22 protein-coding genes are annotated in these 21,648 nt (G+C 38.1%); 13 read left to right on the forward strand and 9 right to left on the reverse strand.

Annotation, left to right across the window (positions count from 1 at the left end; all coding sequences use genetic code 11):
• Window positions 1-144 precede the first annotated feature (144 nt).
• The 7 genes from tnpA (at window position 145) to GJU39_RS15465 (ending at window position 7,983) form a co-directional block, all read left to right on the forward strand.
• Complete coding sequence (gene tnpA / locus GJU39_RS15435) at window positions 145-567, forward strand: IS200/IS605 family transposase (RefSeq protein WP_154281882.1); 423 nt, start codon at window positions 145-147, stop codon at window positions 565-567.
• A 13-nt stretch (window positions 568-580) separates the two neighbouring features.
• Window positions 581-1,138 carry a GNAT family N-acetyltransferase gene (locus tag GJU39_RS15440; RefSeq protein ID WP_154281883.1) on the forward strand — a complete coding sequence of 186 codons (558 nt, stop codon included), beginning with the start codon at window positions 581-583 and terminating at the stop codon, window positions 1,136-1,138.
• Window positions 1,139-1,404: 266 nt separating this feature from the next.
• Complete coding sequence (locus GJU39_RS15445; RefSeq protein WP_154281884.1) at window positions 1,405-2,391, forward strand: pyruvate dehydrogenase complex E1 component subunit beta; 987 nt, start codon at window positions 1,405-1,407, stop codon at window positions 2,389-2,391.
• 357 nt (window positions 2,392-2,748) lie between these two features.
• A complete protein-coding gene (locus GJU39_RS15450) occupies window positions 2,749-3,321 on the forward strand; it encodes a pentapeptide repeat-containing protein (protein ID WP_154281885.1) in 573 nt (190 codons plus the stop codon).
• Window positions 3,322-3,838: 517 nt separating this feature from the next.
• On the forward strand, window positions 3,839-6,730 hold the full coding sequence (locus tag GJU39_RS15455; protein ID WP_154281886.1) for a DEAD/DEAH box helicase: 2,892 nt from the start codon (window positions 3,839-3,841) through the stop codon (window positions 6,728-6,730).
• A gap of 89 nt (window positions 6,731-6,819) precedes the next feature.
• Complete coding sequence (locus GJU39_RS15460; RefSeq protein WP_154281887.1) at window positions 6,820-7,134, forward strand: YgaP-like transmembrane domain; 315 nt, start codon at window positions 6,820-6,822, stop codon at window positions 7,132-7,134.
• A gap of 66 nt (window positions 7,135-7,200) precedes the next feature.
• Window positions 7,201-7,983, forward strand: coding sequence for a 3-keto-disaccharide hydrolase (locus GJU39_RS15465; RefSeq protein WP_154281888.1), 783 nt, complete (start codon window positions 7,201-7,203; stop codon window positions 7,981-7,983).
• Between the two features lie 50 nt (window positions 7,984-8,033).
• Here GJU39_RS15465 and aat read toward each other — a convergent pair whose 3' ends face one another.
• The gene (gene aat, locus GJU39_RS15470; RefSeq protein WP_154281889.1) at window positions 8,034-8,666 is read right to left on the reverse strand and encodes a leucyl/phenylalanyl-tRNA--protein transferase; all 633 of its coding nucleotides are present in this window, start codon (window positions 8,664-8,666) and stop codon (window positions 8,034-8,036) included.
• A 73-nt stretch (window positions 8,667-8,739) separates the two neighbouring features.
• On the opposite strand from aat, the gene GJU39_RS15475 reads away from it, so the two are divergent.
• Both GJU39_RS15475 and GJU39_RS15480 read left to right on the forward strand, forming a co-directional pair.
• The gene (locus tag GJU39_RS15475) at window positions 8,740-10,182 is read left to right on the forward strand and encodes a DUF1800 domain-containing protein (RefSeq protein ID WP_154281890.1); all 1,443 of its coding nucleotides are present in this window, start codon (window positions 8,740-8,742) and stop codon (window positions 10,180-10,182) included.
• An 18-nt stretch (window positions 10,183-10,200) separates the two neighbouring features.
• Window positions 10,201-11,400 carry a DUF1501 domain-containing protein gene (locus tag GJU39_RS15480; protein ID WP_154281891.1) on the forward strand — a complete coding sequence of 400 codons (1,200 nt, stop codon included), beginning with the start codon at window positions 10,201-10,203 and terminating at the stop codon, window positions 11,398-11,400.
• 140 nt (window positions 11,401-11,540) lie between these two features.
• On the opposite strand, the gene GJU39_RS15485 is transcribed toward GJU39_RS15480, so the two are convergent.
• Entirely contained in the window at window positions 11,541-11,897 is a 357-nt protein-coding gene (locus tag GJU39_RS15485; RefSeq protein WP_154281892.1) for a hypothetical protein, read from the reverse strand.
• Window positions 11,898-12,011: 114 nt separating this feature from the next.
• Between GJU39_RS15485 and GJU39_RS15490 the strand changes: the two genes are divergently transcribed.
• Window positions 12,012-12,380: a YccF domain-containing protein gene (locus tag GJU39_RS15490; protein ID WP_154281893.1), complete on the forward strand. Its 369-nt coding sequence runs from the start codon at window positions 12,012-12,014 to the stop codon at window positions 12,378-12,380.
• Between the two features lie 25 nt (window positions 12,381-12,405).
• Here GJU39_RS15490 and GJU39_RS15495 read toward each other — a convergent pair whose 3' ends face one another.
• The gene (locus GJU39_RS15495; RefSeq protein WP_154281894.1) at window positions 12,406-13,380 is read right to left on the reverse strand and encodes an App1 family protein; all 975 of its coding nucleotides are present in this window, start codon (window positions 13,378-13,380) and stop codon (window positions 12,406-12,408) included.
• Between the two features lie 59 nt (window positions 13,381-13,439).
• Here GJU39_RS15495 and GJU39_RS15500 point away from each other — a divergent pair, with 59 nt between their 5' ends.
• Window positions 13,440-14,294 (forward strand): diacylglycerol/lipid kinase family protein, encoded by an 855-nt coding sequence (locus tag GJU39_RS15500; RefSeq protein ID WP_154281895.1) that lies wholly within the window; start codon window positions 13,440-13,442, stop codon window positions 14,292-14,294.
• Between the two features lie 206 nt (window positions 14,295-14,500).
• On the opposite strand, the gene GJU39_RS15505 is transcribed toward GJU39_RS15500, so the two are convergent.
• From GJU39_RS15505 to hflX, 5 genes are all read right to left on the reverse strand, one after another.
• The gene (locus tag GJU39_RS15505) at window positions 14,501-14,890 is read right to left on the reverse strand and encodes a hypothetical protein (protein ID WP_154281896.1); all 390 of its coding nucleotides are present in this window, start codon (window positions 14,888-14,890) and stop codon (window positions 14,501-14,503) included.
• Window positions 14,891-15,544: a TonB family protein gene (locus tag GJU39_RS15510; RefSeq protein ID WP_154281897.1), complete on the reverse strand. Its 654-nt coding sequence runs from the start codon at window positions 15,542-15,544 to the stop codon at window positions 14,891-14,893.
• 45 nt (window positions 15,545-15,589) lie between these two features.
• On the reverse strand, window positions 15,590-16,291 hold the full coding sequence (locus GJU39_RS15515) for a peptidoglycan DD-metalloendopeptidase family protein (RefSeq protein ID WP_154281898.1): 702 nt from the start codon (window positions 16,289-16,291) through the stop codon (window positions 15,590-15,592).
• Between the two features lie 98 nt (window positions 16,292-16,389).
• The gene (gene rbfA / locus GJU39_RS15520; RefSeq protein WP_154281899.1) at window positions 16,390-16,767 is read right to left on the reverse strand and encodes a 30S ribosome-binding factor RbfA; all 378 of its coding nucleotides are present in this window, start codon (window positions 16,765-16,767) and stop codon (window positions 16,390-16,392) included.
• A gap of 11 nt (window positions 16,768-16,778) precedes the next feature.
• On the reverse strand, window positions 16,779-17,966 hold the full coding sequence (gene hflX, locus GJU39_RS15525; RefSeq protein WP_154281900.1) for a GTPase HflX: 1,188 nt from the start codon (window positions 17,964-17,966) through the stop codon (window positions 16,779-16,781).
• A gap of 263 nt (window positions 17,967-18,229) precedes the next feature.
• Between hflX and radA the strand changes: the two genes are divergently transcribed.
• The gene (gene radA / locus GJU39_RS15530) at window positions 18,230-19,606 is read left to right on the forward strand and encodes a DNA repair protein RadA (protein WP_154281901.1); all 1,377 of its coding nucleotides are present in this window, start codon (window positions 18,230-18,232) and stop codon (window positions 19,604-19,606) included.
• Between the two features lie 344 nt (window positions 19,607-19,950).
• Complete coding sequence (locus tag GJU39_RS15535) at window positions 19,951-20,412, forward strand: DUF4920 domain-containing protein (RefSeq protein ID WP_154281902.1); 462 nt, start codon at window positions 19,951-19,953, stop codon at window positions 20,410-20,412.
• Between the two features lie 69 nt (window positions 20,413-20,481).
• Here GJU39_RS15535 and GJU39_RS15540 read toward each other — a convergent pair whose 3' ends face one another.
• The gene (locus tag GJU39_RS15540; protein WP_154281903.1) at window positions 20,482-21,546 is read right to left on the reverse strand and encodes a branched-chain amino acid aminotransferase; all 1,065 of its coding nucleotides are present in this window, start codon (window positions 21,544-21,546) and stop codon (window positions 20,482-20,484) included.
• Between the last annotated feature and the right edge of the window lie 102 nt (window positions 21,547-21,648).

Genomic DNA, 21,648 nt, shown 5'->3' on the forward strand with positions numbered 1-21,648 from the left:
TGGTTGAAACCAATGACGATGAACCCAGAAATCGCTATAAAACCAGCGCTATAGCCACCATCCATTTCATGGCAGTCCGCTTCAGCTCACTGCTACCAATTATCCAAAAAAACCTTATATTGGCTTTTAGTTAAACTTTGAAACATGTCGTATGTAAGAATTTGGGTTCACTTAGTGTTCTCAACTAAAAACCGGCATCCCTATTTAACCAAGAACATCCGCTATAAACTACAAAGCCATATTATTGAAAATTGTAAAGAAAAATCGATTTTCCTACAAGCTGTTAATGGTTATACTGATCATCTGCACTGTCTCATTTCAATAAGAGGAGAACAGAGTATAGCGAAAATAGCACAGCTGATTAAAGGTGAATCTGCTTTCTGGATTAATAAAAACAAGCTGACTGATGAAACCTTTATGTGGCAAAACGAGTATTATGCTGTTTCAGTAAGTGAATCGAATGTTGAGATTGTAACCAACTATATAAAGAATCAAGAAAAACACCACAGTAAAAAATCATTCGCAGAAGAAGCGAAAGAATTCGCCGATAAGTTTAAATTTGATTAAAAAATATTAAAAAATGCTCACGCTAAATTTTACTAAATTTCCTGTTCTCGAAACCGAACGACTAATTTTAAGAGAACATAGCTTCTCAGATGCAGAAACCTTATATGCCATGCGTACCGATGAAAGGGTAATGAAATACATTGATAGAGAGCGGCCAGCAGATTTATTAACGATAAAAACGATTATTACAAAATTTAATGAAGGTTTTGAAAATGGCAATAACCTGGCCTGGATAATCGTGTTAAAAGAAAATCCAGAACAAATGATTGGTACAGTAGGCTTTTGGCAAACAGATTATGCCAATCACAGGGCAGAAATCGGCTATATGCTTCATCCTGATTTCTGGAGAAAGGGAATAATCACCGAAGCCCTAAAAAAAGCAATAGATTTTGGTTTCGAAACCATGAATTTACATACCATTAAGGCAAATATCAATACGGGAAATGAAGCTTCCAGACAAATATTAATCAAACATGGCTTCGTAAAAGAAGCACTTTTTAAGCAAGACTACTATTTCAAAGGAAAATTCCTCGACAGTGAAATTTATGGACTAATCAATCCAAATCATTAATAAAAATGCATACAAATATTACAAGTTTGCACAATTGCTTTTTTTAAGCAGATATTTCGAAAAGCACTTCATTCTTAATACAATAACCACATATTTCAAAGCGCTGCGAAATAAAATTTCAGATTTCTCCAGATCCAGGTAAATATCAGTTTTATCGCCAAAAAAACTGCTAATTGCTCACTATAATTATTACAAAATACACGCATTATTGCCTTTGGTTTCAAAGCGATTAATAATTATATTTGCCACCGTTATTAAAATTTACAATGAGAGAAATCCAATTTAGAGAAGCACTACGCGAAGCCATGCAAGAAGAAATGCGTAAAGATGACCGCGTTTTTTTATTAGGTGAAGAAGTAGCAGAATATAACGGTGCATACAAAGTGAGTCAGGGCATGCTTGATGAATTTGGTGCTAAACGTATTATCGATACCCCTATTGCCGAATTAGGTTTCGCTGGGATTGCAACTGGTGCCGCAACTGCTGGCCTTATTCCAATTGTAGAGTTTATGACATTTAACTTCTCTTTGGTAGCAATTGACCAGATCATCAATGGTGCTGCGAAGATATTATCAATGAGCGGTGGTCAGTTCTCTTGTCCTATGGTTTTCCGTGGTCCAACAGGTAACGCTGGCCAGTTAGGTGCACAACACTCCCAAAACTTCGAAAACTGGTTTGCAAACACTCCAGGTTTAAAAGTTGTGATTCCATCAACTCCATACGAAGCTAAAGGTTTACTAAAACAAGCTATTATTGATCCAGACCCGGTTATTTTCATGGAATCTGAAGTAATGTATGGTGATAAGGGTGATGTTCCAGCAGAAGAATATTACATCGAATTTGGTAAAGCAAACATAACCAAAGAAGGTACTGATGTTACCATTGTAACTTTCGGTAAAATGTTAACCCGCGTGGTAAACCCTGCTGTAGAAGAATTGACTAAAGAAGGTATTAATGTTGAAGTGATCGATTTACGTACGGTTCGTCCTATCGATTATGATACCATTATCAAATCTGTTAAGAAAACAAACCGTTTGGTTGTAGTAGAAGAAGCGTGGCCTTTGGCATCACTTTCTGGCGAGATTGCTTTCATGGTACAAAAAAGAGCTTTCGACTATTTAGATGCTCCGGTTTTAAGAATCACTTGTGCTGATGTTCCACTTCCATATTCTCCAACTTTAATTGCAGCGAGCTTACCAAATGCAGATAAAGTAGTTAAAGCGGTTAAAGAAGTAATGTACGCAACAAAATAAGAATTATTCGTCTAAGCAAGTCGAAGACTAAACATACAAATCCTCTAAGCAAATGTTTAGAGGATTTTTTTTACAAAATTTTTAGGCATAGGCGAATTAAAATCATTTTGAAAATCAACGGCAACAATCCTTGGCCGGTTCAGCCCTGCCATCCACTTCAATCTTTTTGAATGCTACCCCTTCCTTATTTTCGTTAGTGCGAAGAGGAAGCAACCGGGTAATCTTTCCAGCCAGCGTACAAAAAGTATTTCCGTTACTGTCAGGTTTATCCAACAAAAAACTGTGCTAAAAACTTCATTCTGTTCCTGCTCAAACATAAAATCTTTATCTTCGTCTCGTTAAAAACCCCATTACCTAATGTCTGAATACATAGCTGAGCAAACCTTCGAAAAAGCCGATTTCACCTTAAGAGCACTGCCAAAAGGCGAATATGAAAACTGCAAATTTACATACTGCGACTTCTCCGGTTCAGATTTAAGTGGCGTCAGGTTTTTAAATTGTGAGTTTGTTTCCTGTAACCTAAGCCTGGCTATGCTAACCAAAACCTCATTTAATGAGGTAAATTTCAAAGACTGCAAAATGTTAGGCTTACGTTTCGAAAACTGCAACGATTTTGGTCTCGCATTTAGTTTCGATAGCTGTAAATTGGATCATTCATCCTTTTATAAGCTAAAGTTAAAAAAGACTAATTTTAAAAACAACCAACTCCACGAAGTTGATTTTACCGAATCTGACTTAAGCAATTCGAGTTTCGATTACTGCGATTTCCTTAACGCAACATTCGACAGGACCAATCTTGAAAAAACTGATTTCCGAACCGCAACTCATTACATAATTGATCCCGATAAAAACAGAATCAAAAAAGCCAGGTTTTCTCAGTCCGGATTAGCAGGCTTATTGACTAAACACGACATTATCATCAGTCAATAATTTATTTAACTTTTTAAATTTCACATCAATACAAGCATATTCTGGAAAAACAAGAACCAGAGTCTATTACTCAGTTTCCGGCTGCTACACAAAAGATCCTGTAGCAGGTAAGTAAAGGCCATTCACTTAGCAGTGCCCGCCCCAAAGGAAATATTAGCTATAAAATGCCCGCGTTTAAACATTAAGATATTCTGGTTTATTTCGCTATTGGAATTGAAGCCTCTAAATGCGCGATCTAAAACTACCAACGGAGTAAAGGTGCAGTTCAATTCCCGGTTGATCAAGAAATAAATTTAATCGCCAGAATGACTAAGTTCAGCACACAAAGAAATTTGAAAAAATTTCTAAACCAAAAGAAAATATCTGCTGAAAGACCGATCTGATATAAATTAGATAACATCAGGGATAAAAAAGATTTTTCACTTAAATTGTTACAAATCTTTTGATGTAGTACCAAAAATGTTGTAAGTTTAAAGTTTTTTAAGAGGCTACCAATTAATCTTTTTCAAACCATTCAATGTTACGCGTAGATAGCTCAAAAGCTTGTAAAATTGTTTACTCATTGTGCAAACATGAGTACCTGGGCTATTTAATTGAACCTCACATTGTTCAACTTAATCCGAATGGAGATTTTTCCTTCACTTATCAAAGGATTTTCACCCATACTGCCGAAGAATTTAAAGCCTGTTTAACAGACATTGATTATAAGCTGATCAAAATTCTTGACGATATTGAACAAGATTCAGTCATCAAAAAACATTATAAAAAGCTAATCCGGCCTACCGAATTCTTCGCGAAAATATTCGATGATAAATTCTATGAAAGCGTTAGACCTAAAATAGAAAAAAAACTTGCTGAGGCACTCGAAATACTAAAGGTTCAGAATGAACTTTATGTAATGGACAAAGACGGCTGGCCTGTAGAACGCAAAATTGAGCTGGCCACCGAACCTGCGTCAATTCTATTCCATTTCCGTAGAAACGAAACCGAAACACGATATTTCCCAACCATTAAATACCAGAATCTGCGAATTGAATTTATGTTCAAGGAAGCACAAATCATCAGCAATAAACCTGCCTGGTTATTGCTAAATGATGTTTTATACTTTTTTGATCAGGATATTGAAGGCAAAAAACTTCAGCCTTTTTTAGCTAAACGATACATTTCCATTCCAAAATCTACAGAAGCCACATACTTTGAAAAATTTGTTGCTCCATTGATAGAAAAGCATCATGTTTATGCCGAAGGTTTCGAAATCAGAACAGAACAATTTGAAGCTACACCCGTTATCAAAGTATTATATGTTGATGGCGGAATATCTCAGATTCAACTGTATTTTAAATATGGCGAATACAATTTCTCTATAGAAAATGCACATAAGGTAACGGTTCGGTTGGAGAAAACCGCAGATAATTATATTTTCCACCGCATTAAACGCTCTGCCGACTGGGAGAAAAAACAGTTCAATCTACTTCTTTCGCTAGGCCTAAAAAAAACCAGTGCACTTTTCAATAACCTTGAAGTAAACAGCAGCGAAGAAAATCCAAGTTATGCCGCCATTAACTGGGTAAATGAACACATCGAAATGCTCGAATCGCTTGGTTTTGAAATTGAGCAATCTACCGGTCAGAAACGTTTTGTATTTGGCACCAGCAAAATCGATTTAGAAGTTAAAGAAGGAAACGACTGGTTTGACATTAACGCCGTAGTTTGGTTTGGCAAATATCAGATTCCCTTTCTTTCCCTTAAACAGCATATTCTCCATAAAAGGAGAGAATTTCTTTTACCAGATGGTGAAGTAGCGATAATTCCTGAAAAATGGTTCACGCAATACGGTAGTTTGTTTAGTTTAGCAGAAACAGGCAAAAACCTCAGATTAAAAAAACACCATATCGGCTTACTTAATGATCTAGCCGAAGATAGTTTGGCGAATATTACACTGGAACGTAAGCTTCAGCGACTAACAGATTTTGAAGATATTGCAGATACGCAAATGCCGGTGCACTTTAAAGGTAGTCTTCGTGATTATCAAAAAGCAGGCTATAACTGGTTTAGCTTTTTACGCGAATATAATTTTGGTGGCTGCCTTGCAGATGATATGGGTTTGGGTAAAACCATCCAGACATTGGCCATGTTGCAAAAAGTGAAAGAAGATGATCAGGCAGCGGCTACTCCAAGCACCTCTCTCATTATCATGCCTACCTCATTAATTTATAACTGGTTAACGGAGGCTAAAAAGTTTACACCAAAACTGAAAATTTATGCCCATACGGGTAGTAACCGGAATAAAGATGTAGCCATTTTTGCAAATTACGATATCATCATCACCACTTACGGCGTAACGAGAGTTGATGTAGAGGAATTGAAAGACTTTTATTTTAATTATGTAATTCTGGATGAAAGTCAGAATATTAAAAATCCTGCATCTAAGTCATTTAAAGCGGTAAGAAGTCTGAAATCCAGACATAGGCTTATTTTGAGTGGTACGCCTGTAGAGAATTCTGTAGGTGATTTGTGGTCGCAACTTACTTTTTTAAACCCGGGTTTATTAGGCACTCAGGCATTTTTTAATGAGGAATATGTGCAGGCTATTGAGAAGAAAAAGGATGAGGAAAAGGCACGGAAACTACAATCTATTATCAAGCCATTTGTGCTGCGCAGAACCAAGGAGCAAGTTGCTGCAGAATTACCACCAAAAACGGAACAGGTAATCTACTGTGATATGAGCGAGGATCAGGCGGCTTATTATGAGAAAACAAAATCGGCCTATCGCAATGATTTACTTCAAAGCATGGATGATGGAACTTTTGCACAAAAGCAAGTCCAGCTGTTACAAGGCTTAACGGCCTTACGCCAACTGGCCAACCACCCGATTATGATTGATAGCGCATACCTTTCGGATTCAGGCAAATTTGAAAACGTAATTCACACACTGGATAATGTGCTTAAAGGCGGACATAAAGTACTGGTATTTTCGCAATTTGTAAAGCACCTGGATATTTTTAAGAAGCATTTCGAAACAGAAAATATACCTTTTGCATACCTGGATGGTTCTACGCGCAACCGTGGTGAAATTGTATCAGAGTTTCAGCAGAATACAGATTTAAAGGTCTTCTTAATTTCTATAAAAGCTGGAGGAGTTGGTTTAAACCTAACCCAGGCTGATTATGTGTTTATTCTAGATCCATGGTGGAATCCTGCGGTAGAACAACAGGCCATCGATAGAACGCATAGAATTGGCCAGGATAAAAAGGTTTTTATCTATAAATTCATTGCAAAAGATACGGTAGAAGAAAAAATTCTGGCTTTGCAAAACCGCAAAAAAACACTGGCAAATTCTTTAATTACCACCGAAGAAAGTTTCTTTAAATCGTTAAGTAAAGATGATATCAGGGATATCTTAAACTAGCCTTAGATTTAAGCGTTATAAAATTCTCTTTATCATTTTAAAACTCTATCATTTTCTAATTGTTAAGTAGTTAACATAAATCTATTATCATGGAAAACGAAAATTTAAATAGAGCCATCGACAATGTAAAAGAGGCCTGGAAATACCCTGAATTATTTCAAAACATTTCAACATCAGAACGCTGGTTATCTGGCGCAGCCGGAACTTACCTGCTTTTCAAAGGGTTAACAAATGTATTTTCACATCCGGTAATTGCATTAACAGGCGCGGCAGCCGGTGCCGGCTTACTTTATAGGGGCTTAACCGGATATTGCCCGCTAAAAGATTTGCAGGAGCAGCGCGAAGAATTGGCACCAGATGAAATCATTGTCAGGGAAACTTATCTTGCTGATGATTTGGCGTAATAAATTGAACACGAAATTTCCTTTTCTTAATAAACTGGTTAACTTTAAAAAAGATAACCTACAATTATGAGCAAATACGCATTACTTTTTATTCCAACTCTATTTGGTATGTCGGCATTAGCGCAGGAAAAAAAAACAGATCCGGCGAAAGAAGCTGCTAAAACAGAAGTCTGGGAACCAGTTCCTAAAACTGTTACTCCAGGGGGCCTCCCTCAGGAAGCACCTTCTGACGCGACAATTTTGTTTAACGGCAGAAACCTGGATGCGTGGCATTCGGTTAATGATCCTTCAAAACCTGCTGCCTGGACAATAGATGACGGCTTTTTCACTGTAAAAAAAGGCACCGGAAATATTGAAACCAATAAAAAATTTACCGATTATCAGCTTCATATGGAGTGGCGAATTCCTGCAAATATTACCGGAACGAGCCAGGCCAGAGGAAATAGCGGTGTATTTTTAGCTTCTACAGGGCCAGGAGATAATGGTTATGAGATCCAGATCATGGATTCTTATAACAATAAAACTTATGTGAATGGCCAAACCGGAAGCGTTTACAAACAGGGGATTCCGTTAGCCAATGCAAATAAAAAACCAGGTGAATGGCAATACTATGATATCATTTGGAATGCGCCAAGATTTAATGAAGATGGATCAGTTTCAAAACCTGCAACCGTAACCGTAATCCTTAACGGTGTATTATTACAAAACAATTTTGTTGTAAAAGGTGAAACGAGGTGGATTGGTGCCCCGGAATACAAAAAACATGGCGCAACATCTATTAAACTTCAAGATCACGGCGACCCAAGTCCGCCGATTAGCTTCAGAAACATTTGGATTAGAGACTTATAATTCTTCAAAACCTGCAAATCACCTTTGCAGGTTTTTTTATTTTATTAATCCTATTCAGCTTGAAGTACTTTCATATAAACACCCCGCTCTATCATCTCGGCACCTAAACTCAACAAATGGTCGTTTGGCAACTGGCAATCAATCAAATCAATATTTAGCTTGCTCAAATAAATTAATGCCGCTTTTGAAGCATTACTAACTTTGCTGAACATACTTTCGCCACAAAACACCCGGTTCACCTTTAAACCATACAAACCGCCCACCAGTTGCTCATCCAGCCAAACCTCCACACTATGGGCAAAACCATTTTTATGGAGGTTAATATAAGCAGCCTGCATCTCGTTGGTAATCCACGTTCCATCCTGGCCCTTCCTTGGAGTTTTGGCACAACTTAAAATCACTTCTTCAAATGCGGTATTCACTGTAATTTTAAATACTTCATCACGCAATACTTTTTTCATGCTTTTACTCACCAGAATGCGATCAGGATAAATTACACATCTTTGATGTGGCGAATACCACAGGATTGGCTCTCCTTCGCTAAACCACGGAAAAATGCCGTTTGAATAAGCCAGCAGTAGCCTCTCCATACTTAAATCGCCACCGATAGCAAGTAAACCATCTTCTTCAGCCAAAGCTGGATCGGGAAAAACCATTTCATGGTCTGGCAGTCGAAAAAACATCTTCAAAAATAAGAAAGAAAATAATGATTAAACCCAGACGTTTAAATTATGTCATACAGTTAAACTGTTAATTATGAGCGCCAAAGAAAATTTCTTCAAAGTAAAGCATCTTTATAACAGAGCAGGATTTGGGATCTCTTACTCCGATTTACAAAAACTCAGCAGAAAAAATGTTGATAAGGTTGTTTCAGACCTGCTCAAAGAACCAAAGCCTAACGATTTGATAACCTTGGTTGATGGGATGGAATCTAAACGTCAAATGCTGATTCAATCTGGTTTATACGCAAAAAAAGATCTAAATGATGAAGAGAAAAAAATGCGTCAGGAAATCGTTCGAATGCAGAATGAAGTGAGTAAAGACCTGAACATTACCTGGGTGAATAAAATGATCAATACCACATCTCCCCTCCGCGAAAAAATGACCCTTTTTTGGCATGGACATTTCGCCTGCCGCAGCAATGATCCGCTTTATGCACAGCAGCTTAATAACATTCAAAGGCTACACGGATTAGGAAGTTTTAAAACACTGCTCGTGGAAGTCTCAAAATCGCCAGCAATGCTGCAGTATCTAAATAATCAACAAAATAGAAAGGGCAAACCGAACGAGAATTTTGCACGGGAGTTGATGGAGCTTTTCACCCTGGGCAGAGGAAATTATACTGAGCATGACATTAAAGAATCTGCCAGGTCTTTTACTGGCTGGATGTATGATAAAGACGGAACATTCATCTTCCGCCAGAACCTGCACGACGAAGGCCCTAAAACTTTTTTTGGCAAAACAGGTAATTTTGACGGAGAAAACATCATCGATCTCATTTTAGAAAAACCAGAAACGGCTACATTTATTGCTAGAAAAATTTATAAATTCTTTGTAAATGATCAACCTAATGAAGATCATGTGAAAGAACTTAGCAGTCATTTTTACGCGTCTAATTATCAGATTTCAGAATTGGTAAAAAAAATGTTCACTGCTGATTGGTTTTACAATTCAGAAAATGTGGGTACTAAAATTAAATCGCCCGTAGAATTTTTGGTTGGCCTGAGCCGTGAGTTTTATGTAACCTATAACAAGCCGCAAATACTCATTCAATTACAAAGTAGTTTGGGCCAATACCTTTTTAACCCACCCAATGTTGCAGGGTGGCCAGGCGGGCAAAGCTGGATCGACAGCTCTTCACTAATGTTGAGAATGCGGATTCCATCGTTGGTATTAAATGATGGCGAGATTGATTTCAGTGGCAAAGCCGATCCGGAAGATGAAGCTGTAATTGCCTTAAACAGAAGTGCCACGGCAAATGCAAATGCCAAGGCTAAACCAAAATCTTATGTGAATGCAAATGCCGATTGGCCAAAATTTATAGATACTTTACCTAAGCGGATTTCGCCTCTTGAACTTACGGAGTTTTTATTACAGCCTAAACTGAATGATAAGATAATAAAAATGGTGAGCGACAATAAGGGCCTCAGAAGCACAGCCGTAGAAATTACCAGTATGCCCGAATATCAGTTGGGCTAAACCTAAAATCCGAAGGAGATGAACAGAAGAAATTTTTTAAGAAATACAGGGTTTGTTGCTGCAGGATCATTATTTGTTCCTGCATTTATGAAACCGCTGGAAGCGATGGCGCTTGATGAGTTAAGCCTTTATAAAAATCTGGTGGTGGTGCAACTTTCAGGTGGTAACGATGGTTTAAATACCGTTGTACCTTTTGGAAACGATATTTATTATCAAAAAAGAAAAAATATCGCCATTAAACCCGAAGATGTAATTAAGCTGAACGATATGCAGGGGCTGAACCCGAATATGGCTGCCCTGCAAGAAATTCATGATCAGGGCTGGATGACGATTATTAATGATGTAGGCTATCCAAACCCTGATCGTTCGCACTTTAGATCGATGGATATTTGGCAAACCGGTAGCGACAGTAACCAGTTTCTTTCCACCGGATGGATTGGGCGTTACCTGGATAGCAATTGCCAAACCTGCAAGTTTCCATACACTGCCATCGAGGTAGATGACTCATTGTCGTTAGCCATGAAAGGTCAGACTAAAAAAGGAATCGCCTTGAAAGATCCCGCGGCCTTATTTCGCAATACGAATAATCCATTTTTCAAAGCCGTATTGCAAGGCGATAAAGAACATTTAGACGAAGATAATTTAGGTTATCTGTATAAAACCATGATCGAAACCCAGTCATCGGCAAGCTACATCCAAAACACCTCTAAAATTTATCAATCTAAAGCCACCTATCCAAATACCGGTTTTTCCAACCAGCTCAAAACGGTTTCAAAATTTATTTCATCAGGGTTAAAAACCAGGGTTTATTATGTATCTCTTAGCGGTTTCGATACCCATGTAAATCAAACCACCCAACAGGGTAATTTATTAAAACAGTATAGCGAAGGCATGGCAATTTTTCTAAAAGATTTGAAAGCCAATAACAAACTCGAAGATACGCTGGTAGTAACTTTTTCAGAATTTGGCCGACGGGTGGAACAAAACGCGAGTAATGGTACCGATCATGGAACGGCCAATAATATGTTTATTTTTGGCGGTCGCCTAAAAAAACAAGGAATTTTTAATGCTGCACCAAACCTGAGTGATTTAGACGGCGGCGACCTAAAATACCAATTGGATTTTCGGCAGGTTTACGGCACCATTTTAGACAAATGGCTGGATGTAAATAACAGTGAAATCCTAAATAAAAAATTTAACACGCTGGATTTTATCTAAAATTTAGAAAGCAAAACCTGTGCCTGCTTCGGCTGCTCCTGTCCTGCTACAACGCCGGCAATAGAAAAATTGCCGGCGTTTTCGTTGCTACCCGTTTAGCCGACTAGGCTTTTATAAGTCTTACTTCTGTGAAAGGTAAACTATTTCTTTTTCAAAACATATACAGCACTACTATCGCTTTTGGCTTCACGTTCTGAAAAAACCTGAAACAGCTCATAGCCATATGATTTCACCTTGTTAACAAATTCTAAAGCAGAATTAAATTCCATTTTTTTTCCGTTGTCATCTTTGATGCAAAGATTGTTTGAATCAGAAGTAATCTGGCCATATTCTACCTCAATAAAAACCTTATCGGAAAAAGTTCGCTCAATTTGCTTTATCTGGATGTAATCAGCAGTAATTTCACTTAGCCGCACTCCATTTACGGTTTGTGCTTTAACATCGAATAATGCAAAGCCAGCCACCAGCGTGGCCAAAATCATTAATTTTTTCATCATGTGTTTCTTTTGTGTGTGTGGTTAAATTAAGAATAATCAGGCGATGAAAAAAGAAGATTTAATAGATAGTTGTAACATTTTTATCAAAAACCGATCTTAAATTAAAAAAAGAAAATGAACTTTCTAGGTAATATTATTTGGGTAATTTTTGGTGGAATTTTTATTTTCTTCGAATACATTATTGGCGGATTAATCCTTTGTTTAACCATTATAGGTATCCCTTTTGGCATTCAGTGTTTCAAATTTGCAATAGTTGGCCTGGCACCTTTTGGAGTTAAAATCACCGATACTTCTTCCAATACCGGCTGTTTATCTACCATTATGAATTTCCTTTGGCTGGTATGCGGTGGTTTCTGGATTGCGCTTACCCATTTATTTTTCGGAATCTTATTTTGCATCACCATCATTGGCATTCCATTCGGAAGGCAACACTTCAAACTAATGAACCTTGCCTTTACGCCATTTGGCAAATCAATTTCTTAAAGGTTTAATATAAAATGCTGCATGATTATTCAATGAGACCAATAGTTTTAGAATGCTGAATTGCCTCGTCACTGGTATTAAATAAACATGTATTCACATTCTTGGCTTTTGCTTTATTTAATAATTCTAGGGTTTGATCACCCTTTTCAGTCCTGATATTGCGGATATAAATTGCTTCAATATTTTCAGGATATTTTTCCACAATCTGGGTATAAATTTGCGGATCCTGCTGCGAATTATCACCGAAAAAAATAAACTTCTGATTTGGAAAAGCATCCAAAATACGCATTACTCTAAGCAACTTTCCCTCGTGGCCGGTCTTACCTGTTTTTAGTAAATCGCTCCACTTTTTTAGGGTATTAAGCAAAAAAGCACCATCCGGAAGTTTATTAAACCGAAAGGTTTCCAGCAGGTAATCATATAAATTCCACTCGCTGCTGCTTACGTAAAAAAAGGGATTAGGCTGATCTGGCTTAGTATGCGATAAAGCAAGTAGCTGATAATGATCTGCCGCATCTGGAAATGTTTTTCGGGTATGTGGATTTTTAATAAACAGCTCCCTAAGCCTTCTTCCAATGGTTGCAGAGTGCGAAATCATCACGGTATCGTCCACGTCAGAGATGAAGGCATATTGCGTAATGTGTGGTACATAAACTTTCCCTTCACCAGTATTCAGAATATTTCCTTCCTGATCCACAGCCTCTACTTTTACGTAGTGCCACCCGGCCGATACATCTTCTTCAGCTTCCCATTCAAACTTAAAAAAACCATCTTTTTCAGTCTTCTGATAAATTGTTTGTCCGTAAAACTGAAGTTGCACCGCTACTGAAGGATATGGTTGTAAAATGAATAATTTTAAAAGGTGAATGATATTTACAAAGATATTGTTGCTGTAAACCTGCTTTACTTTCGATTTGCGCTTAAACACATGACCATAAACAACCAGGTTATGCTTGTGCCCATAACCATGATAAACTTTTACACTTACAGATTTATTCATTGATATTAAAACAGAGTTTAGCAAAAGTTGTTTGTGTTTTAAACCATTAGGTTAAGCACATGAAATTACTGTTCATCATAAATCCTGGCTCAGGTAGCCACAATATCAATTTCAAGGAAGTGATTTCTTCACACTTTTCATCAAAAGAAGTGTCAATCGAATTATTTGAACTTCCAAAAGATTGCGCTATTGAACAAATAAAAGATAAGATTAAACAGGAAAAAGCAGATCGGGTGGTAGCAGTTGGCGGCGATGGGACACTAAAACTTGTTGCAGAATGTTTACTCAATACCGATGTTCCGATTGGGATTATTCCGGCCGGCTCTGCGAACGGAATGGCAAAAGAACTCGGAATCCCGACTGAGATTGAACAGGCATTAGATCTGGTCTTAACGGGCAAACCACATCAAATTCACGCTATTAAGCTGAATAACGAAATTTGCATCCACCTTTCTGATCTTGGCTTTAATGCTTATCTGGTTAAGAAGTTTGATACATTGCCAGAACGCGGCATGTGGGGCTATGCCAAGGCCACATGGCATGCCTTGTGGAACCACAAAAGAATGCAGATTGAATTGAACATTAAGGGCGAAACCATAAAATCTGCAGCAGCAATGGTGGCTATAGCAAACGCAACAATGTACGGAACAGGACTGAAAATTAACCCGGATGGTAAACTCAACGACGAATTATTCGAGATCATTGTGGTTAAGGATTATTCTTATCTGGAGATTCTGAAAATCTGGCTTACAAAATTGCCTTTCAACCCTAAAAAAATTGAAGTTTTTCAAACATCGAAAGTGAAAATATTCTCCAAATATAAGGCCCACTTCCAGATTGATGGGGAATATGTTGGCAAGGTAAACGAAGTAACCGCAGAAATTTTACCAGCTTCAGTAACCGTAATTTTATAGTTTGAAATATTGATTCAATAACGCAGATATACCGGATAAACACAGATAAGCGCTGTGTTCTATTTAGTTTAATACTCCTTCCACCGGACTTATGCTGAGATCTTCAATACTTAATACCAATATAACCTAAAATTTAACACCTGATCTGTGTTTCTCTGTGCCCAACTGTGGTTTAAAATCAGAATAGCTCACAACCGAAACTCCATTTAAAAATGTCTTCTGTGTATTCGAACCGTAAAATATAGCCTGAAAAACTCCGCAATGAAGCAAATGCGAAACAGGATATTAAACCAGGCCTCACTCAAATTCAGCAATTCAGGCAAATAAGTAATGAAGCCAACAGAAAAAATCCAGACTACTAATCGAAATGGAAACTGGATATAATAGGCAATAAACCCGATTTTTTTAACCATCAGCAGGCCAATTGCAGAAACAAAAAGCAGCACAAATAAAAACAATGTTAGCCATACTTTTACCTGCGAAACCAACTGATCCGGAGTCTCCTGAATATGGGTAATCATTCCCCAAAACTGTTTCCCCAATAAAATAATGCTAATCAGGTCCAGGAAAGCAAAAAACCTCAATGTGTTTTTCATCTATTTACAATATTTCGAGAGTTGAGTATCTGCTAAATTACTCCCCATGTTTTTAACAAACGAAAAATCTTCACAAGCACCTTGCTTATCGCCTTGTTTAATCTTTTGTAACCCTGTTTCTATTCTAGAGTTGAGGTATTCATCATCAATCCCTAATTGTTTTTTTATGGCGATAAACTGAAACTCCTGACCTGGCTTGGCCTGATCAATATTCTTATAGAAGTTAATCACCGAGTTGGTTAAAGCTTCTTCCGATTGGTAAGCCCTAATTGCGGTTTCCATAGCTGAGCTCGATTTTCCTTCGCAATTGAAGCCTTCTAATTTAAAATTAACGGGAATAACTACTGCTGTTGTGGTGTCGTAGCCAGCGGGCACCTGCCATTTCCCACTACTTAAACGCACTAACCTTAGGGCTTCATCATCTAAATCAGTCAAAATCCCCCTGCTCACTTTTGAAGCATAAATCTTGCCCTGCTTATCTAACTTAAAGCTTATATTTACTGTTCCCTGAATGCAATTTGCTTTTGAAAAGGAAGGATAAATCGTGTTTTCCCTCAAAAAATCAGTGAAGTTCCCCTTTCCCGATTTAAACTGCACTTGTGAAGAAGCAAGCGCACTGATAAAAACAAAACAAATGGTAAAAAGCACTTTCATAATTCTAATTTACGTAAAAAACGGGGTTGAAGATCAAACCTGAATTTATCCGGGCATTCTGTTCTTAAACTGAAGCGACAGAACTAAATTTGGATCGGGGCAGTTTTTCAAATACTCCTCCCGTTCGCTGAACTTACACACACCGGGATAATCTCCTTTCAAACCATTCATATCCCGGATAATTTGAAAATGTAAATGAGGTGGCCAATTCCCGTTTTCATCCTTTGCGCCTAATGTTGCTATTTTCGCTCCGGCAGGAACAAAGCTTCCCTCCTTCAACTCATTTAAAGATTCCAGACTTAAATGCCCATACAACGAATGGAATTGGAAACCGTCAATATGATAGGATAGGATAATCGTTGCACCATAATCTCCAAGATGGTTGTTGTTTCCGAAACTATGAACAGTGGCATCATAGAAATTATAAATTGCTGTTCCGGCAGGACCCCAAATATCTACACCTAAATGTAATCTTCGCGGCTCCTCTTCCGTATCGAAATGGGCACTGCGGGTATATATGGTTCGATGTTCATTGTAACCGCCAATTCCATATCGGGCACTGTGCTTCAAAAGTTTTTCATTCACCCAGTTGGAGAACAAATCAGTATCCGCTAAAGTTTCATCCGTTAATTCTATATTTTGTGCGGTAAAATCTAATGGCAAAAGCCGATCGTTGCTTATGTCAAAATCAATTACCTTTTTAATGGAATTTGCGTTCGCAAGAATAACCTGCTCAAATGTTTTCATTATAAATAAATATGGATATCAATCTTAAAAAAACAACCCGCAGGTATAGCTACCATGCGGGCGTAAAATCTTCAGGCTTAAAGCAGATTAAAAAAAGACTATTCAGCCTCTTCATCCGGCTGCCTTGGCTCTTTCGCAATTTTTTCAAAAATATGATCCATACGCTCTACATACTCATTCGTATCGTCTACAAAAAAGGTAAGTTCTGGCACTACCCTCACCTGATGGCGGATTCTGGCACCTAATTTATATCGGATTTCTCCGGCATGTGAATTAACTGTATTGATCGATAATGTCGTATTTGTGGTATTAAAAAAGCTAAGATAAACCTTTGCTACGGCTAAATCAGCCGATACCCTTACGCGGGTAATGGTTACCAGAGTGTTTGGCAAAAATGCGCCACCATCACGCTGAAAAACCTGCGCCAATTCTTCCTGTAGTACTCCTGCAAATTTCTGCTGACGTTTACTTTCCATATCTTCTATTATTAATAAAGTAAATTATCATACGGGTACCTTACTGTGTGTACAGCTTTTACCTTATTGTACAATAAAGTTTTAAACTCTTCTATATTCTCTTTCTGTGTTGCTGAAATAAATAGAACCGGCACTTTACCATGGCTCATCCAGCTTTTTTTGAAGTCTTCTAAACTCAATTTTCCATCATCATCATCTCCCTCGGTTTCAGGCGAAACATAAGCATCGATTTTATTAAAAACTAAAATCATGTCTTTATCAATGGCTCCAATATCCTTAAGGGTTTCGTTAACGATGTGAATCTGATCTTCAAAATTAGGATGTGAAACATCCACCACATGAATCAAAATATCGGCTTCTCTTACTTCATCTAACGTAGATTTAAAACACTCTACCAAATGATGAGGCAATTTTCGGATAAATCCAACCGTATCGGATAACAGAAAAGGGAGATTTTCGATTACCACTTTTCTTACAGTGGTATCCAGCGTGGCGAAAAGTTTATTTTCGGCAAATACTTCAGATTTAGACAGCATATTCATGATGGTTGATTTACCAACATTGGTATAACCCACCAAAGCTACACGCATAAGCTCGCCACGGTTTTTCCGCTGCGTTTCGTTCTGCTTATCGATCAGCCTTAGCCGCTCCTTCAATAAAGAGATCTTATTTAAAATAATCCGTCTATCACTTTCTATCTGCGTTTCACCTGGTCCACGCATCCCAATTCCACCTTTCTGACGCTCAAGGTGAGTCCACATCCCCGTTAAACGAGGCAAAACATATTGCAACTGCGCTAATTCTACCTGCGTTTTAGCTTGCGCTGTTTGCGCCCTGCTGGCAAAAATATCGAGGATGAGGTTACTGCGATCCAATACTTTTACGCCAAGTTCCCGATCGATATTACGCAGTTGAGATGGTGATAACTCATCATCAAATATTACGGTATCTATTTCTTCTGATTTAACATATGCTTTAATCTCTTCCAGCTTACCCGTACCCACAAATGTGGCACGTTCTGGCTTCAGCATCTTTTGAGTGAAGTTTTTTTCTACTTTACCACCAGCTGTTTCTACCAAAAAGGCCAGCTCATCTAAGTATTCTCTTGTTTGTTCCTCCTTCTCGCCTGGCGTAATTACCCCAACCAAAATGGCCCGTTCCTGCTTAATCGCAGTATCAAAAAATTTTTGTTTTCCCATGTAATATGTACAAATATACGAATTTTGCAAACTTGTAATTTCATTTAAAAACCATCAGGCGGTAAGAAAGTTTCTTTTCTAAATGGAATGACCTCATTCGACCTAAAATACTATTAAAATGGCTTTAGGAAGAGATGAGGAATTAAATAAGCTACTGAAGACTGATGTTTGAATTAAGGTTGATTAGCTTATTAAATTGTTAAAAAAAATAAATCCACATTCGCATCGTAAAGGGTAAATTCGTATTCTAAAATTGAAATCAATTGGCAAAAACAAAAACGGCATATTTCTGTCAAAGCTGTGGTTATGAGTCTGCAAAATGGTTGGGAAAATGCCCGTCATGCGGACAATGGAATACCTTGGTTGAAGAGATAATTGAGAAAACTGCGGCATCAGTACCCACCTGGAAAACCGAAACAAGTTCCAGAAAATTAAGTAAACCCAGTAAGGTTGATGAAATCCAATCGTCTGCTGAACGAAGAATTTTAACTGGCGATAAAGAGCTGGATCGCGTTCTGGGCGGTGGCCTGGTAGAAGGCTCACTGGTATTAATTGGCGGTGAACCTGGTATTGGAAAATCTACCCTCATGCTACAACTGGCATTGAACATCAAAGGGAAAAAACTGCTCTACATTTCTGGCGAAGAGAGCGAGCAGCAGATTAAAATGCGGGCCGAAAGGATTAAGGAAAGTCCATCCGCAGACTGCTACATCCTTACAGAAACATCGACACAAAATATTTTCAAGCAAATTGAAATCTTAGCACCGGAGATTTTAGTGGTTGATTCCATCCAAACCCTGCATTCTTCCCATATCGATTCTACCCCGGGAAGTGTTTCGCAAGTGCGCGAATGTACAGCAGAGCTGCTTCGTTTCGCGAAAGAAACAGGTGTGCCCGTTTTTTTAATTGGTCACATCACCAAAGATGGCGCCATTGCTGGTCCGAAAATCCTCGAACACATGGTAGATACTGTTCTCCAGTTTGAAGGCGACAGGCATCACGTTTATCGAATCCTAAGGTCTATAAAAAACCGTTTTGGGGCGGCGGCTGAACTTGGAATCTATGAAATGCAGGGAAGTGGTTTGAGAGAAGTCTCCAATCCTTCTGAAATATTACTTTCACAACGCGACGAAGAACTAAGCGGCATTGCCATTTCTGCTATGCTTGAAGGCGCAAGGCCGATGTTGATTGAAACACAAGCCTTAGTGAGCGCTGCTGCCTATGGCACACCGCAACGCTCGGCTACTGGTTTTGATACCAAGAGAATGAACATGCTTTTGGCGGTATTGGAAAAACGTTGTGGTTTTAGACTGAGCACGCAAGATGTTTTCTTAAATATTGCAGGTGGAATCCGGGTGGAAGATCCCGCTATTGATTTGGCTGTTTTAATCGCGATTATCTCTTCTCACCAGGATATTTCCATTTCATCTAAAAACTGTTTTGCAGCAGAAGTCGGCCTTTCTGGAGAAATCAGGGCTGTAAACCGGATTGAGCAGCGCATTGCCGAGGCAGATAAGTTGGGTTTTGAAACCATTTATATTTCAAAATATAACCTTAAAGGAATTGATATTGCTAAATATAATCTGGAAATTAAAGCAGTAAGCAAAATTGAAGAAGTATTTGAAATGATTTTTGGTTAGCAGGCTCGGTAAAATAGGGGAAATTATTCAACAGATTTTCCCAGTTTGATATCTAAATTCCCCATTCTTTAAAGGATAAATTTATTCGACACCGCCTGTAAAAACACATAAAATACTTAATATCAGATGATTGTACCGTAACGTTAGTGCTTTGTGGTTTTTTGGATTCACGTTTGCCTTAGATATTGTGTCTTAGATCATGGGATGTGATCTAAACAATAGGGATGATTTTCCTCGTTAGTGAGAGCTAACGAGGACTTTTTTTTGTTATGCGCTATTTATTAAAATTTAAATAACTTTAGATCAGATTAATAACTAAATCAAATCATCCTAAATCCTAGCTAATGAAAAAAATCATTATAAGTCTGAGCTTTTGCCTATTTGCTATCGCCGGATATGCTCAAACCGCATATACAGGTCGAAAATTTGGAGAAGAAGTTAAACCCGGAGAGGTTAAACCTGCAGCTAAAATGGAAGCTGCAATGGGCAATAAAACAACAGCCGACATGAAAATTCAAGGAAAAGTTGTTGATGTTTGCAAGAAAAAGGGTTGCTGGATGACGTTAGAGATGCCAAACGGCGATCCGATGAGGGTAACTTTTAAAGATTATGCTTTTTTTATGCCGATGGATATTGTCGGCAAAAACGTTGTATTAGATGGTCTAGCAAAAAAACAGACGATCTCAGTAGAAACTTTACGTCATTATGCGGAAGATGCGAAAAAAACACCAGAGGAAGTAGCGAAAATAACCGACCCTAAAAAGGAAGTAGCCTTTGAAGCTAAAGGCGTAGTAATTCTGGATTAGTTAAAAGCTAAAACTAAAGAAAAGGCGCAATACGTTTCCATATTGCGCCTTGTATATTATAACGTGTTGTTACAAAATCCAGTTCCAACCAAATTCATCCGGAGCTAAACCGTAACGGATATCATTCAATTTTTTAGCAATACCGTTAGAAATATTTCTGATTGAGGGGTCTGTTAACTGATAAATTTCACCTTTATAACCAATTTGGCCAACATGAGTTACCGTTGCAGCTGTACCAGCAGCAAAAGCTTCAGTTAAACTTCCATTTTGAATCCCTTCAATAACCTCTTTAACAGAAACTCTGCGTTCTTCCACTTCGATTCCCGATTCTTTAGCCAGTTTGATAATTGTATCTCTGGTAACACCGTCTAATACTGTACTTCTTACCGATGGAGTAACCAATTTACCATCAATTACGAAGATTAAGTTCGCTGTTCCTGCTTCCTCGATATATTCGTGGGCAATAGAATCGGTCCAGATTAATTGATCAAAACCCTCTTTTCTTGCTTGTTCAAAAGGATACAATGAACGGGCATAGTTCCCGGCAGTTTTTGCAAAACCAACACCGCCTTCATCAGCCCGGGTATATTCAGTTTCGATCTTAACTTTCAAAGCAGAACTGTAATATGGTCCTGTAGGCGTAGTGAGAAGCGCAAATTTATACGAATCTGAGGCACGAACACCCAGGTAAGGATCTGTAGCAAACATTACCGGACGAATATAAAGCGCATAATCTGGCTGATTTGGCACCCATTTTTCATCAACAGCAATTAACGCAGCCAAGCCTTGCATAAAAATCTCTTCAGGAATGGTTGCCATAGACATCCTGGCGGCAGACTTATTAAAACGGTCGAAGTTTTTATCTGCACGGAAGACACTAATTTTTCCATCAGGTAAGCGGTAAGCTTTTAAACCTTCAAAAATTGCCTGCCCATAATGAAGCGCAGAAATTGCCGGGCTCATTGGAATCGGTCCATATGGAAGAATCTGCAAATTTTTCCATTCGCCGTCTTCATAGTCGGCTGTAAACATGTGATCGGTAAAAACTTTACCGAACGGTAATTCAGAAAAATCAGTAACTGTTAAACGAGTTTCGTCAGCTTTAGTGATTTTTATCTCTAATGTCTCGGTCATTGTATTTGAATTTTTTATGAATAATTTTTGAATGAGTGAATGATTTGCATCCAGCAAATTAAGTTGTTCTCTCATCCAATAATTTAATCATTGTTGTATTTG

The organism is Pedobacter petrophilus (genome assembly GCF_009674725.1).
Taxonomy (GTDB): Bacteria; Bacteroidota; Bacteroidia; order Sphingobacteriales; family Sphingobacteriaceae; genus Pedobacter; species Pedobacter petrophilus.

What these genes read in the sequence shown, in the direction of transcription:
- GJU39_RS15475 (WP_154281890.1), top strand. Translation starts at nt 8,740, where the DNA reads ATGAGCGCCAAAGAAAATTTCTTCAAAGTAAAGCATCTTTATAACAGA.
- GJU39_RS15450 (WP_154281885.1), top strand. Translation starts at nt 2,749, where the DNA reads ATGTCTGAATACATAGCTGAGCAAACCTTCGAAAAAGCCGATTTCACC.
- GJU39_RS15465 (WP_154281888.1), top strand. Translation starts at nt 7,201, where the DNA reads ATGAGCAAATACGCATTACTTTTTATTCCAACTCTATTTGGTATGTCG.
- GJU39_RS15495 (WP_154281894.1), bottom strand. Translation starts at nt 13,380, where the DNA reads ATGAATAAATCTGTAAGTGTAAAAGTTTATCATGGTTATGGGCACAAG.
- tnpA (WP_154281882.1), top strand. Translation starts at nt 145, where the DNA reads ATGTCGTATGTAAGAATTTGGGTTCACTTAGTGTTCTCAACTAAAAAC.
- rbfA (WP_154281899.1), bottom strand. Translation starts at nt 16,767, where the DNA reads ATGGAAAGTAAACGTCAGCAGAAATTTGCAGGAGTACTACAGGAAGAA.
- GJU39_RS15445 (WP_154281884.1), top strand. Translation starts at nt 1,405, where the DNA reads ATGAGAGAAATCCAATTTAGAGAAGCACTACGCGAAGCCATGCAAGAA.
- GJU39_RS15490 (WP_154281893.1), top strand. Translation starts at nt 12,012, where the DNA reads ATGAACTTTCTAGGTAATATTATTTGGGTAATTTTTGGTGGAATTTTT.
- GJU39_RS15500 (WP_154281895.1), top strand. Translation starts at nt 13,440, where the DNA reads ATGAAATTACTGTTCATCATAAATCCTGGCTCAGGTAGCCACAATATC.
- GJU39_RS15455 (WP_154281886.1), top strand. Translation starts at nt 3,839, where the DNA reads ATGTTACGCGTAGATAGCTCAAAAGCTTGTAAAATTGTTTACTCATTG.
- GJU39_RS15535 (WP_154281902.1), top strand. Translation starts at nt 19,951, where the DNA reads ATGAAAAAAATCATTATAAGTCTGAGCTTTTGCCTATTTGCTATCGCC.
- GJU39_RS15510 (WP_154281897.1), bottom strand. Translation starts at nt 15,544, where the DNA reads ATGAAAGTGCTTTTTACCATTTGTTTTGTTTTTATCAGTGCGCTTGCT.
- hflX (WP_154281900.1), bottom strand. Translation starts at nt 17,966, where the DNA reads ATGGGAAAACAAAAATTTTTTGATACTGCGATTAAGCAGGAACGGGCC.
- GJU39_RS15440 (WP_154281883.1), top strand. Translation starts at nt 581, where the DNA reads ATGCTCACGCTAAATTTTACTAAATTTCCTGTTCTCGAAACCGAACGA.
- aat (WP_154281889.1), bottom strand. Translation starts at nt 8,666, where the DNA reads ATGTTTTTTCGACTGCCAGACCATGAAATGGTTTTTCCCGATCCAGCT.
- GJU39_RS15515 (WP_154281898.1), bottom strand. Translation starts at nt 16,291, where the DNA reads ATGAAAACATTTGAGCAGGTTATTCTTGCGAACGCAAATTCCATTAAA.
- GJU39_RS15485 (WP_154281892.1), bottom strand. Translation starts at nt 11,897, where the DNA reads ATGATGAAAAAATTAATGATTTTGGCCACGCTGGTGGCTGGCTTTGCA.
- GJU39_RS15505 (WP_154281896.1), bottom strand. Translation starts at nt 14,890, where the DNA reads ATGAAAAACACATTGAGGTTTTTTGCTTTCCTGGACCTGATTAGCATT.
- GJU39_RS15540 (WP_154281903.1), bottom strand. Translation starts at nt 21,546, where the DNA reads ATGACCGAGACATTAGAGATAAAAATCACTAAAGCTGACGAAACTCGT.
- GJU39_RS15480 (WP_154281891.1), top strand. Translation starts at nt 10,201, where the DNA reads ATGAACAGAAGAAATTTTTTAAGAAATACAGGGTTTGTTGCTGCAGGA.
- GJU39_RS15460 (WP_154281887.1), top strand. Translation starts at nt 6,820, where the DNA reads ATGGAAAACGAAAATTTAAATAGAGCCATCGACAATGTAAAAGAGGCC.